General features: G+C 41.3%; 12 protein-coding genes. All 12 read left to right on the top strand.

Features of this window, described 5'->3' with window-relative positions:
- Positions 1-707 (top strand): penicillin-binding transpeptidase domain-containing protein (locus ACFIO3_RS00760; RefSeq protein ID WP_375704018.1); only part of this gene is annotated, 707 nt, incomplete at its 5' end.
- 23 nt (positions 708-730) lie between these two features.
- A complete protein-coding gene (locus ACFIO3_RS00755; protein ID WP_375608230.1) occupies positions 731-2,182 on the top strand; it encodes a UDP-N-acetylmuramoyl-L-alanyl-D-glutamate--2,6-diaminopimelate ligase in 1,452 nt (483 codons plus the stop codon).
- Positions 2,179-3,600, top strand: coding sequence for a UDP-N-acetylmuramoyl-tripeptide--D-alanyl-D-alanine ligase (gene murF / locus ACFIO3_RS00750; protein WP_375704017.1), 1,422 nt, complete (start codon positions 2,179-2,181; stop codon positions 3,598-3,600). The genes ACFIO3_RS00755 and murF overlap by 4 nt, the downstream gene beginning before the upstream one ends.
- Before the next feature lie 22 nt (positions 3,601-3,622).
- A complete protein-coding gene (mraY, locus tag ACFIO3_RS00745) occupies positions 3,623-4,693 on the top strand; it encodes a phospho-N-acetylmuramoyl-pentapeptide-transferase (RefSeq protein WP_375704016.1) in 1,071 nt (356 codons plus the stop codon).
- A gap of 4 nt (positions 4,694-4,697) precedes the next feature.
- Positions 4,698-6,092, top strand: a complete 1,395-nt coding sequence (gene murD / locus ACFIO3_RS00740; RefSeq protein ID WP_375704015.1) for a UDP-N-acetylmuramoyl-L-alanine--D-glutamate ligase — start codon at positions 4,698-4,700, stop codon at positions 6,090-6,092.
- A gap of 141 nt (positions 6,093-6,233) precedes the next feature.
- Positions 6,234-7,388 (top strand): FtsW/RodA/SpoVE family cell cycle protein, encoded by a 1,155-nt coding sequence (locus tag ACFIO3_RS00735; protein WP_375606967.1) that lies wholly within the window; start codon positions 6,234-6,236, stop codon positions 7,386-7,388.
- A complete protein-coding gene (locus tag ACFIO3_RS00730; protein WP_375704014.1) occupies positions 7,381-8,517 on the top strand; it encodes a UDP-N-acetylglucosamine--N-acetylmuramyl-(pentapeptide) pyrophosphoryl-undecaprenol N-acetylglucosamine transferase in 1,137 nt (378 codons plus the stop codon). The genes ACFIO3_RS00735 and ACFIO3_RS00730 overlap by 8 nt, the downstream gene beginning before the upstream one ends.
- On the top strand, positions 8,501-9,928 hold the full coding sequence (gene murC / locus ACFIO3_RS00725; protein ID WP_375615073.1) for a UDP-N-acetylmuramate--L-alanine ligase: 1,428 nt from the start codon (positions 8,501-8,503) through the stop codon (positions 9,926-9,928). The genes ACFIO3_RS00730 and murC overlap by 17 nt, the downstream gene beginning before the upstream one ends.
- On the top strand, positions 9,906-10,883 hold the full coding sequence (gene murB, locus ACFIO3_RS00720) for a UDP-N-acetylmuramate dehydrogenase (RefSeq protein WP_375606970.1): 978 nt from the start codon (positions 9,906-9,908) through the stop codon (positions 10,881-10,883). Before murC ends, murB begins: the two co-directional genes overlap by 23 nt.
- Positions 10,884-11,122: 239 nt before the next feature.
- The gene (locus tag ACFIO3_RS00715) at positions 11,123-12,043 is read left to right on the top strand and encodes a D-alanine--D-alanine ligase (protein ID WP_375687527.1); all 921 of its coding nucleotides are present in this window, start codon (positions 11,123-11,125) and stop codon (positions 12,041-12,043) included.
- Positions 12,031-12,942 carry a cell division protein FtsQ/DivIB gene (locus ACFIO3_RS00710; RefSeq protein ID WP_375615074.1) on the top strand — a complete coding sequence of 304 codons (912 nt, stop codon included), beginning with the start codon at positions 12,031-12,033 and terminating at the stop codon, positions 12,940-12,942. The genes ACFIO3_RS00715 and ACFIO3_RS00710 overlap by 13 nt, the downstream gene beginning before the upstream one ends.
- The coding region (gene ftsA, locus ACFIO3_RS00705) for a cell division protein FtsA (protein WP_375704013.1) at positions 12,939-13,627 on the top strand (689 nt) is incomplete at its 3' end. The genes ACFIO3_RS00710 and ftsA, both read left to right, overlap by 4 nt.

Raw genomic sequence — 13,627 nt, 5'->3', positions numbered from 1 at the left:
TTTATTCTTCCAATATTGGTTCTGCTAAAGAAGCATTAGCGATAGGGATTGATAAACATCGTGATTTTTTGCAAAAACTTGGGCTACTGGATCGACTCGTAACAGAGTTGCCTGAAGTTGCTCATCCTATTGTGCCACATCATTGGAAGGATATCCAATCTATGACGATTGCTTTTGGGCATGGTATGGCAACAACTCCCTTGCAAACAGCTGTTGGGGCTGCTGCTTTAATGAATGGTGGTTGGTTAATTGCTCCGACATTTTTAAAACGGACAAAAGAACAAACTTTGCACCATGCAAAACGGGTTTTGCATGCTAAAACAAGTCAAAATATGCGTTACCTTTATCAATTAAATAGTGAGATTGGGTCTGGACGTAATGCAAAAGTAGAAGGTTATCGTGTAGGTGGTAAGACAGGAACAGCTGAGAAAGTTGAAAATGGAAAATATTCTAAAACAAAAAATTTCAATAGTTTTCTTGCTGCTTTTCCTATTGATGATCCTGCTTATGTTGTTTTAACAATTATCGATGAACCAAAGCCTGCAGAGGGACAGCGTTCATCAACAGCGGCGATGAATGCTGGACCAATGCTTGCTAATATTGTTCGTCGCACAGCTAGTTTTCTTGGTGTAAAACCCGATTTTAAAAAAGAATATGAGTCTCTTTTAAGTAAAAAGAGCAATTCAAGTTTCGTTAAACAACGGTAAAATAAATATAAAGGTGCGTTATCATGTTGTTGGGAACAGTTTTTACAGAATGTGTTGAAGATGAAAGTCTTTCTTCAATAGCAATAACAGGAATAAGTGTGGATTCTCGGCAAGTTTTGCCGGGCTATGTTTTTGTTGCTGTTCAAGGGAAAAAAAGTGATGGAAGACACTATATAGATGACGCGATAAAGCGTGGCGCACGAGCAATCGTTACAGACTGTCATGCTGTTCTTGAGGATTTATCTGTTCCCATTTTACGTGTTTCTAATGTTCGTCATAGTTTAGCGTTGGCAGCTGCACGTTTTTACGGTTCTCAGCCGGAAACAGTTGTTGCTGTGACTGGTACAAGTGGTAAAACATCTGTTGTCTCTTTTCTTCGGCAAATTTGGACTCATGTTGGATTTTGTGCAGCGAGTATAGGAACGGTTGGTGTTGTTTCTCCTAAACGGAATGTTTATGGTTCTCTCACAACACCTGATCCGGTCGTCTTGCACCGTCTTCTTTGTGAAATTTCTCATGAAGGTGTGACGCATGCCGCTCTTGAAGCTTCTTCGCATGGGCTTGATCAAGGACGACTTGATGGAGTCCGTTTAACGGCTGGTGCCTTTACTAATTTAGGGCGAGATCACATGGATTATCACACGGGGGTAGAGGATTATTTGCGGGCTAAAATGAGGTTGTTTGATACACTTTTGCCTGTATCTGCTCCTGCTTTGATTTTTGCTGATGATGTTTATTCACAAAAGGTTATTGATGTTGTTACACAAGCGCGCCGCCGTGTCTTGACAATTGGTCGTAAGGGGCAATTTATCACGATTAATCGTGTCGAACATCAACGCTCCAAACAGTGTATTGAGTGTCGTGTGGAAAACAATATTTATACATTTGATTTGCCTTTAGCTGGAGATTTTCAGGTAGCCAATGCGCTTATGGCAGCGGGGTTAGCCATTGCAACGGGTGTTTCACCTCGTAAGGTTTTTCCTGCGCTTGAAACTTTGCAGGGGGCACCTGGGCGGTTAGAGTTTGTGGGAAAGACAGAAAATAATGCGCTTGTTTATATTGATTATGCTCATAAACCAGAAGCTTTGGAGCAGGTTTTGCTTTCTGTTCGTCCCTTTACGCAAGGACGCTTGATCGTTGTTTTTGGTTGTGGAGGAGATCGTGATCAAGGAAAAAGACCTTTGATGGGAAAAATTGCGGCGGATAAAGCGGACATTGTTATTGTAACAGATGATAATCCTCGAACAGAAATGCCAGAAAAAATACGTAAAGATATTTTACAGGCGGTGCCAACAGCAATAGAGATAGCAGATCGTGGTGAAGCTATTTCTTACGCGGTGGAGCTTTTGAAAGCTGGTGATACACTCATCATTGCTGGAAAAGGTCATGAGGATGGCCAAATTATAGGGCAGACAACTTATCCTTTTTCAGATCGTCTGAAAGCGATAGAAGCTTTAGAGGACCGAAAGAAATGACAGCTTTATGGGATAAGCAAGCACTTGTTGCTGCAGTTAATGGTGTTGTAATGGGAAGCTTGCCAGAAACTTTTTCTGGGGTTTCCATTGATAGTCGTACTCTTGCGGAAGGGGATGTTTTTTTCTGCATTAAAGGGCACCATCTTGATGGTCATGATTTTGCTGCGCAAGCTTATGAACGAGGTGCAGGCGTTCTTATCGTTGCGGAACACCGTTTGAGGGATATGAAAAAGATATTGGCTCCACTCATTGTCGTTCCTGATGTTTTGCAAGCCTTAGAACAACTTGCACAAGCTGCACGCAAACGTTCAAGAGCTAAGATTATCGCGATAACAGGATCGGTGGGAAAAACGACGACAAAAGAAGCTTTGAAACAAGCACTTGCAACGGCTGGGAATGTTCATGCGAATCTCGCTTCTTTAAACAATTGCTGGGGGGTTCCACTCACTTTAGCGCGGATGCCTATGGAGAGTGATTATGGTATCTTTGAAATTGGCATGAATCATAGAGATGAAATTCGCCCTCTGGTCAAACTGGTTTGTCCGCATATTGCTCTCATTACGCATATTTGTGCAGGACATATGGGATTTTTCAAAGATCTTGAAGAAATAGCAAAGGCAAAAGCTGAAATTTTTGAAGGATTGGATGAAGAAGGCATTGCCATTTTAAATGCGGATAGTGATTTTTTTTCTTATCTCGTTCAAAAAGCAAAGAAATGCGGTGTAAAGAAGATCTTAAGCTTTGGTGGGACTAAAGATGCTGATTATCAAGCGCGAGATATACGTCTTCTAACCGATAGTTCTTCTATGATTGTGCGTATTGGGGCGCGGGATAAGGAGGTTCAAATTGGGGCTCCGGGACGCCATATTGTGCAAAATAGTTTAGGGGTTATTGCTGCTTGTGATGCTATGGGGGTTGAGTTAGAGCCTGTTTTTCTTTCTTTTCGCCATTTTTCTTCTCAAAAGGGGCGAGGTGTTCGTTATCGACTGTCTTTATCAAATGGGGGTGAATTTTATCTCATTGATGAAAGCTATAATGCAAATCCTGCTTCTATGCGTGCTGCACTTGAGCTTCTTGCTACAGGACCTGTAGGAAAAGGGGGGCGGCGAATTGCTATTTTAGGGGATATGCTAGAGTTAGGGGAGTATAGTGAAAAGCTTCATCGTGATTTAATAAAACCAATACGTCTTTCCGGTGCTAATCCGGTTTTTCTATTTGGTGAGGCGATGAAATCTTTAGTCAGTGATTTGTCTGCTGGTGTTAAGGTTCATTATGCTGAAAATATTGAGAAAATTTTACCGCTTCTTTTAGCAGAAATTTCTCCTGGCGACCTACTTATGATTAAATCATCCAATAGCCTTTGTTCATCAAATATTGTGACTGCATTGCTTGATCGCTATAAAGCAGTTTCTTCATAGTTTTAAGAGGTTTTTTTGTTCCATGATGCTGTTTTTTTCTTCGCTTAGTGATTGGCTTCCGGGTGTAAATGTTTTTCGTTATATTACTTTTCGCACGATAGCAGCTATGCTTACTTCGGGGCTTATCGTCTTTTTGTTTGGACCTAGCATCATTGCTTCTCTTAAATTGCGGCAAGGTAAGGGGCAACCGATTCGTGCTAATGGACCTCAAACACATTTTAAAAAGGCTGGAACACCTACAATGGGTGGATTAATGATTTTAATCGGCATTGTGGTATCGGCATTTTTATGGGGTAATTTATCGAATATTTACTTTTGGGTATCGCTATTGGTTATGCTTTCTTTTGGGGTAATTGGGTTTTATGATGATTATCTTAAGGTCACAAAACAAACAGACAAAGGATTTTCTGGGAAAGCACGGTTAAGCTTGGAATTTTGTGTTGCGGCGATTGCTGCTTTTGCCATTCTGCAAATTGGCTCATCTGGATTAGCTTTGCCTTTTTTGAAAGATTATCTTATCAATTTGGGCTGGTTTTTTATTCCTTTTTCTGCTTTCGTCATTGTCGCGACGGGTAATGCGGTTAATTTGACGGATGGACTCGATGGGCTTGCTATTGTTCCTGTGATGGTTGCAGCCTTATCTTTTGCTTTGATTGCTTATCTTTCTGGTAATATGAATTTTGCTGATTATCTCCAAATCCATTATGTATCGGGAACAGGTGAATTGGCTGTTTTATTGGGAGCTGTTGTTGGGGCAGGGCTTGGATTTTTATGGTTTAATGCACCACCTGCAGCTATTTTTATGGGAGATACTGGATCGTTGGCTCTTGGAGGACTCTTAGGGACTGTTGCGGTTGCTACGAAGCACGAAATTGTTTTGGTTCTTATTGGTGGACTTTTTGTTGTGGAAGCTTTTTCGGTCGTTATTCAGGTTGGTTATTTCAAATTAACAAGAAAACGCGTGTTTCTTATGGCACCGATACATCATCATTTTGAGAAAAAAGGTTGGACTGAAAGCCAAGTGGTGATACGCTTTTGGATTATTTCGATTGTTCTCGCTCTCATAGGTCTTTCAACACTTAAATTGCGGTGAGAATGTGATTTCTGTTACGTGTTATAAAGGTCAAAAAGTTGCTCTGTTTGGATTGGGGCAGTCTGGACTAGCAACGGCACAAGCATTAATGTGTGGTGGTGCAGAAGTGGTGGCGTGGGATGATAGTCCTTCAAGCGTGCAGATGGCTTGTCGGCAAAATATTCCAACAAGAGATCTCCACGATGAGGACTGGTCAGAATTTGTTGCATTGATTCTCGCTCCTGGAGTTCCTTTAAATTATCCTCAACCGCATTGGGTTGTTGAAAAGGCACGAAAAAAAAATATAGAAATTATTGGTGATATTGAATTGTTTGTTCGTGCACGCCATGATTTTTTACAGCATTATGGTTTTTGTGACCAAGATGTTCCGTTTATTGCGATTACGGGGACGAATGGAAAGTCGACAACAACGGCTTTGCTTACGCATTTATTGGAAAAAATGGGCTATGATGTGCAGATGGGGGGAAATATTGGAAAGGCAATATTGACGCTTAAGCCATTTGTTAAAAAACGTATTTATGTGATTGAATGTTCATCATTTCAAATTGATCTTACTCCCTCTCTTCAGCCAACCATTGGACTTTTATTGAATTTGACATCTGATCATATTGATCGACATGGAAGTTTTGCCTGTTATGTGCAAACCAAAAGGCATCTGATTGCTCAGGCTTCTCAGGCTTTTATTTCAGTTGATGATGCAGCTTGTCAGGTTTTATATCAACAGTTACTTCATGATGGGAAGCAAATTGAGGCAATTTCCAAGAATCATTTTGTTGAAAATGGTTTTTATGCAGATGGAACCAAGCTTTTTTCTGTTCGTCAAGGACAGCGTCATATGCTTGCAGATCTTGCTCCTATGGCGGTGTTACGTGGGAGTCATAATGCGCAAAATGCTCTTATGGCATTGGCAACATTGCAGGCTTTAAAAATAACAGATCCCTCTATAAAAAAGCATTTAGCAAGTTATAAAGGGTTGGATCATCGTATGCAGCAGGTGCGTAAAATGGGGGCGGTTTTGTTTATCAATGATAGCAAGGCGACTAATGCAGATGCAACAGCTCCTGCTCTTTCCACCTTTAATGATATTTTTTGGATTGTTGGGGGACAGGCGAAAAAGGGAGGAATAGAGTCTCTTAGAGAATTTTTTCCTAAAATTCGTAAAGCCTATTTGATTGGGAGTGCTGCGGAAGAATTTGCTCGCATTATTGGATCTGCTTTTCCCTTTTCTATGAGCTTAACTTTGAAAAATGCGGTGCGTGAAGCAGCTGTTGACGCAATAGGTTGTAAGGCAAAAGAGGTGACGGTTCTTTTGTCACCTGCTTGTGCAAGTTATGACCAATTTAAAAATTATGAAGAACGGGGCGAAGCATTTGTCTCTTTTGTGATGCAGTTACGATAAAAAGCATCAGTTATAAAAAAATATTTTTGCGTTAAGACTCCAGAATCTTTTTTTGTGTAATTTAGTTTTTAAAGTGTTTGTTAAACAGGCGGGGAACCATATCACTTTGAAACAATTTATAAAACGGATAAGGCGGATATCATGGTTACGCGCGCAGATAGAGACCCAATTGCTAATTGGTGGTGGACGATTGACCGCTCTGTCTTTGCAGCTTGTTTAATTTTAATGGGGATTGGCATTATGTTGTCTTTTGCTGCCAGCCCCACGATTGCAAAAAAAATCGGAATTGCTGATAGTTTTTATTTTGTTCGATGGCATATCATTTTCAGCATTTCAGCATTTTTTACGATGGTGACCATTTCTTTTTTTTCAATTCCTAATATTCGTCGTTTATGTGCTCTTTTGCTTATTGTAACGCTTGCTCTTATGGTTGCAACCTTATTTTGGGGTCCAGAATTAAAGGGAGCACGGCGGTGGATTGTGCTCTTTGGTTTTTCTGTACAGGCTTCAGAGTTTATGAAGCCAGCTTTTGTGGTTATGTCCGCTTGGCTTTTTTCGGAACAGATACGCAGGAGGGGAATTCTAGGTTATACGTTAGCGATTGTACTTTATGGCATTTGTTGTGTGCTTCTGGTTTTGCAGCCTGATATTGGACAAACACTTTTAATAAGTGCAACATGGGGTGGTTTGTTTTTTATTGCTGGTGTGCCTCTAGCCGTTATTTTTCTCTTTCTCATTTTAGGTGCTGGAGGAATTGTTTTAGCTTATCTTTTTCTGTATCATGTGCGTGAGCGTATCAATGGTTTTTTGACAGGTGAAGGAGATACCTTTCAAGTAGATGTTGGACGTGAGGCTATTTTGAATGGTGGTTGGTTTGGGCAAGGTCCTGGGGAGGGAACAGTAAAACGTATTATTCCTGATAGCCATACAGATTTTGTATTTTCCGTTGCTGCTGAAGAATATGGTATTATTCTTTGTTTATTAATTATGATGCTTTTTGGTTTTATCGTTATGCGTTCATTGTATATAGCAATGAATACACGTGATTGCTTTATACGTCTTGGTATTACTGGCATAGCAATGATGATTGGCTTTCAATCAGCTATTAATATGGCCGTTAATCTTCACTTAATTCCTCCAAAAGGCATGACATTGCCTTTTATTTCTTATGGTGGTTCTTCGATGGTGGCGATTGCGTTTTCAATGGGCATTTTGCTCAGTTTAACACGTCGTTGGCCAGAAGCACGCCTTTCAGCTTTTTCTTCCTCTTCTGTCTTGGATACGCCTTATGAATGATAAAAAAGTTATTGTTTTGGTGGCTGGTGGTACAGGTGGACATCTTTTTCCTGCTGAGTCCCTTGGTGTTGAATTAAGGGAGCGTGGATATGATGTTCATTTAATAACAGATGAAAGAGCACGCCCTTTTGTTCGGTGCTTTGATGAAGAGCATACACATATCGTTTCATCGGCAACATTTATACGCCGCCATCCTTTTGCTCTGATAAAGACGTTTTGGTCTTTACTAAGGGGAATGGGGCAATCGTTGGCGTTGTTTTATAAATTACGTCCTGTTCTTGTTGGAGGATTTGGGGGATATCCGAGCTTTCCTCCTCTTTTTATTGCGGCTTTAACAAAGCGTGTGACATTTATTCATGAACAAAATGCTGTTATGGGGCGTGCCAATCGGATGTTGGCAATTTTTGTGCGTGCAATCGCTGGTGGTTTGTTGTCGCCAAATGGCGCTTATGCCCATAAAATGCTTTTAACGGGGAATCCTGTCCGTGAGGCTGTGCTGAAGGCGGCCGAAATTCCTTATCATTCTTCAGAGGGGGAAACGCCATTTAATTTTTTGATTTTTGGTGGTAGCCAAGGGGCTTCTGCTTTTTCACATATTGTTCCAGAAGCCATTGCTTTACTCGATGATAAGAACCGTAAACGCTTGCGAATTGTACAGCAAGTTCGCGGTGAAGCAGGAGGGTTGATCAAAATCTATCGTGATATGGGCGTACAAGCAGAGGTTGCTCCTTTCTTTGATGATATGGCTGAACGTATGGCACATGCTCATTTTATTTTGTCGCGCGCTGGGGCTTCATCCGTTTGTGAGATAGCGGTGATTGGTAGACCTGCTTTGCTTGTTCCCTATCCCCATGCTTTAGATCATGATCAGGCTGCCAATGCAGCTCTGCTTGCTCGTGTAGGTGGTGCGCAAATTGTATCAGAAAAAGATTTAAATGCACAAAAGCTTTCTTCTCTTTTAATGCACGCTTGTTGTGCGCCCCATTTATTAAAAAAACAAGCGCTTGCTGCAAAAAAAGTTGGGCAACCTCATGCAACCCGTTGCCTTGCTGATATGGCTGAATCCTTAATTGCAGGGCGATTGTTGTCAGATATAAAAGAGGAGCTTTTTAATGAAAATGCCACTTGATATAGGCGTTATCCATTTTATCGGAATCGGGGGGATCGGTATGAGTGGAATTGCGGAGGTTTTTTATAATCTTGGCTATAAAGTTCAAGGGTCAGATCAAGTTGAAAGTGCAAATGTTGAACGTTTACGGAAAAAAGGAATTAACGTTCATATAGGTCATTGTGCTGAAAACTTAGGGAATGCAGAGGTTGTTGTTTTTTCTACTGCCGTTAAAAAAACAAATCCTGAGTATATTGCTGCAAAGGAAAGACATTTGCCGCTTGTCAGACGTGCAGAAATGCTGGCGGAGCTGATGCGGTTTCGGCGTGCAATTGCAGTGGGTGGTACACATGGTAAAACAACAACCACATCAATGGTCGCAGCCCTTCTTGATGCTGGTCATTTTGATCCAGTGGTGATTAATGGCGGTATTATTAATGCTTATGGTACGAATTCTCGTACAGGAGATGGCGATTGGATGATTGTTGAAGCTGATGAAAGTGATGGTACATTTTTAAAGCTGCCTGCTGATATTGCTGTTATTACTAATATTGACGCTGAGCATTTGGATCATTATGGAAGTTTTGATGCTGTGCGTGAGGCTTTTCGGCAATTCGTAGAAAATGTTCCTTTTTATGGTTTTGCTGTTTTGTGTCTTGATCATCCAGAGGTTCAGTCATTGGCGGGCCGTATTGATGATCGTTGGGTGATCACTTATGGTAAAAATCCACAAGCGGATGTTCGTTTTCTTAATCTTTCGATGGATGGTCAAAAAACGCATTTTGATGTTCTTGTTCGCTCACGCAAAACAGGAAGAAAGATTGAGTTAAAAAATTTGCTTTTGCCCATGGCAGGGCAGCATAATGTTGCCAATGCAACGGCGGCGATTGCTATTGCGCATGAACTTGGCATTTCAAATGAAGCTATAAAAAGGGGCTTAGCAGAATTTGGCGGAGTAAAACGGCGTTTTACGCGAATAGGAAGTTGGCGTGGCATTGAAATATTTGATGATTATGGACATCATCCTGTTGAAATAAAGGCAGTTTTGCGTGCTGCACGTGAGAGTGCAAAAGGGCGTGTTATTGCGATTGCACAACCCCATCGGTATTCGCGTTTGTATCATTTATTTGATGATTTTGCTGCTTGTTTTAATGATGCAGATACAGTGTTGATTACGCCCGTTTATGCGGCTGGTGAAGAACCTATTGTAGGATTTGGTTCTCAAGAATTGGTAGAGCATATTAAAATGGCTGGTCATCGTGATGTGCGCTTAATACATGGTCTGGAAGATGTTGTGTCTCTTGTCTCAACATTTGCTCAGGCAGAGGATTATGTGGTTTTTCTTGGTGCTGGCAATATCACACAATGGGCGTGTGCATTGCCTCATCAGTTGTTGGTATTTGATGGTCATGATAAATTTTCAGCACATTGATGGTGAGGCGTTATTGGCGCAATTGCAACCACTGTTGGGGGGTATAAGAGGCAAGCTTACACCTAACGTTGAGATGCGTAAGGTGACGTGGTTTCGCACTGGTGGGTTAGCAGAACTTTTTTATCAGCCTGTTGATGAGGAAGATTTAGCTCTTTTCCTTCAAAATTTGCCTGAATTTATTCCTGTAACAATTGTAGGAATAGGTTCTAATCTGCTGGTGCGTGATGGGGGTGTTCCTGGTGTTGTGATTCGTCTTTCGCCAAAAGGTTTTGGGCAAGTGCAACAAGTTTCTCCAAAACGTTTTTTAGTTGGTGCAGGTACGGCCGATAAACATTTAGCTACCGCTGCTTTAAAGGCAGAAATCGCGGGTTTTCATTTTTATCACGGTATTCCTGGTGGTCTTGGAGGGGCACTCAAAATGAATGCGGGTGCAAATGGTGTTGAAACCGCAGCACGTGTTGTTGAGGTTTATGCGCTGGATCGTAAAGGAAAACGTCATATTTTGAGTTTGAAAGATATGCATTATTCCTATCGCCATTGTGATATTCCTGAAGGGTTTATTTTTACTGCTGCTTTATTAGAAGGACAAACCGGTAATAAAGATGATATTCGTGCTGCTATGGATGAAGTTGCCCTCCATAGGGAAACAGTGCAACCTATTCGTGAAAAGACCGGTGGATCAACTTTTAGAAATCCTGAGAATATATCTGCGTGGCGCGTGATTGATGAGGCAGGGTGTCGTGGTTTACGGATTGGTGGTGCTCAGATGAGCGAAATGCACTGTAATTTTATGATCAATACAGGGCAAGCAACAGGATATGATCTTGAAGCATTGGGAGAAACAGTGCGTGCACGTGTTTTTGCACATTCAGCCCACCTTTTACAATGGGAAATAGAGCGTATTGGTCAATTTGAGCGTGGTCGAAGTGTTCCTCCTTTTGATCCATTTCATTGATTTATTGTTCACTAAAAAAGTGAAAATAAAAAATTGAGTCATTTCAAAGAGATAATAAAAAATTTCTATTAAGAATCAATAAATTAACAAAGAATCTCTTGCATCAAGCTTTTGAGTCTGATTCATTATGCAAAATGCTAGGTTATTGATTCGCAAGGATAAACTTTGTTTTTTCCTGTATGTGGTGCTGATGTATTCTATATAGACTACATATAGTATGCGAAAGAGGGTGATTTATTATGAAAGATAAACATATAGCTGTATTAATGGGAGGTTTTTCTTCTGAACGGTCTGTAAGTTTATCTTCAGGGGCGGCTTGTGCTGATGTTCTAGAGGTGCAGGGGTATCGCGTGAGCCGCGTGGATGTTGACGCTCATATTGCTTCTGTTCTTGAACAGTTGCAGCCTGATATTGCCTTCAATGCATTGCATGGTCCATTTGGTGAAGATGGCCGGATTCAAGGGATTCTTGAATATTTAAAAATTCCTTATACTCATTCTGGCGTGATGGCATCTGCTTTGGCAATGGATAAGGGACGTGCAAAAATTATCGTTGCAAATGTTGGGGTTTGTGTTGCTCCTTCTCGTATCATGAGCCGCTTTGCTTTGGGTCGAACACATCCCATGGAGCCTCCTTATGTAATTAAACCTGTGTGTGAAGGATCAAGTTTTGGTGTTGTCATTGTTCAAGGAAATGAAGCTGCACCGCCGCATAATATTGGGGGAGCTGAGTGGGGATATGCGGATGAGGTAATGATTGAAAAATATATTCCTGGTCGTGAATTGACTTGTGCTGTTTTGGGGAACGAAGTGCTGGATGTGTGTGAAATTCTTCCCGATAAACACTTTCCATTCTACGATTATGACTCAAAATATAAAACGGGTGGTTCTCTTCACATTTGTCCTGCACAACTTTCACTAAATATTTACCAAAGTGTGCAAAGAATGTCTTTAGCAGCCCATCAGGCGATAGGGTGTCGAGGTGTTAGCCGTTCTGATTTTCGTTTTGATGAGAAAACAGGAGAATTGGTTTGGCTTGAAATTAATACGCAACCCGGTATGACATCGACGTCTCTTCTTCCTGATATTGCAAAAGCGAGCGGTCGTACTTATGGCGATATTGTTCAATGGATAGTGGAGGACGCATCATGCATGCGTTGAGTATTAATAAAACGAATATTCCGATGGAGGTGCTTTCAGTGCCGGCTTTGCCACGTCTTTATCGTCGTTTTCTTCGGTTTATGTTTGAGTTTGTTTTTGTCAATATTCATATTCCACGCCATTTTGGCTCTTTTGCTGTTGTATGGTTTTTCTTGGTGACGGCCTTTTATGGATTGTCATCCAGTGGTCAGATGGGTGTGATCGTAAAAACGATAATATCAGATATTGGTTTTGTGGTTGTAGATGTCGATATAAGAGGGAATAACCGCTTAGCAAAGCAGGATATTTTGAAAATTTTAAAACTTGATGTTGCATCCTCTATATTCACTTTTGATGTTGAAAGAGCGCGTTCTCTGTTGGAAAAGCAGCCTTGGGTGCAATCGGCTAATGTTCAGAAAATTTATCCCAATAGAATGCGGATTTCCATCGTGGAGCGTGAACCTTATGCCATTTGGCAACACGATGGCTTGGTCGATATCGTTGATTATACAGGTCGTGTCATTGTGCCCTTTAAAGGGAAAAATGTTTGGAATTTGCCGCTTGTGGTTGGGCAGGGGGCGCAAAATGCTGCTAAAGTGTTTATTCAAGCGCTGTTAGTTTATCCGGAAATATATAATCGTGTTCGTGCTTTCGTGCGGGTAGGGGATCGGCGTTGGGATCTTGTTTTGGATAACGGAATGCGCGTTATGTTGCCTGAAAGTGGTGCGCTTGAAAGGCTTTCTTCTCTTGTTTCGTCCGGTACAATGCAAGATCTTTTATCTCGCGATATTCTCAGTGTTGATTTACGCCTTGCTGATCGGATTACTGTTTCTTTATCAGATGAAACGTTGGAGCGTTATAATGCTACTGTAGTAGAAGAAGAACGTATTTTAAAAGCGCGAAAGGCAGGAAGCCTATGACATTGCTCAGATCACATCATCTGGGGGGACGTAAAACACGTTATTTAACGGTTCTTGATATCGGTTCAAGTAAGATTGTTTGTCTTATTGCTTGTTTGCGTCCTTTGAAGCATGCGCACTATTTACATGGTCGTACACATTCTACGGAAATTCTGGGCTTTGGAGTGCAGCGTTCACGCGGTATTAAATCTGGTGTTGTGATGGATATGTTTGCAGCAGAGCAATCAATACGCTTGGCTGTTGATGCGGCAGAAAAAATGGCTGGTTTGGTGGTGGATTCAGTGATTGTGAATTTTTCCTCAAGTCGGTTACAAAGCGCTTTGATTAATGGAATGGTCCATTTGAATGGTCGTGAAGTCACCAAGCGTGATATGCGTATGGCCTTTTCAGATGTTTCGCGCAAAGCCTTTGATGCTGAACGTCATGTTATGCATTCGGTTCCAGTTTCTTATGTATTGGATGGGGAAAAAGGAATTTCTGATCCTATTGGCATGGCAGGGGAAACATTTGGTGTCGATGTGCATGTGGTAACAGCGGAAACAGCATCTTTGCGTAATTTAGAAACTTGTATTAATCGTGCACATTTGAGTGTTGAAGCAATGGTTGCCACTCCCTTTGCAAGTGGTCTTGCTGTTTTGATGAATGATGAGGCGCGTTTAGGGGCTGCATGTATTGATTTTGGTGG

It is taken from the genome of Bartonella sp. AD328YNZD (assembly GCF_042196425.1).
Note: the sequence above shows the minus strand (reverse complement) of the source record. Positions and strands in the feature narration are given on the sequence as shown.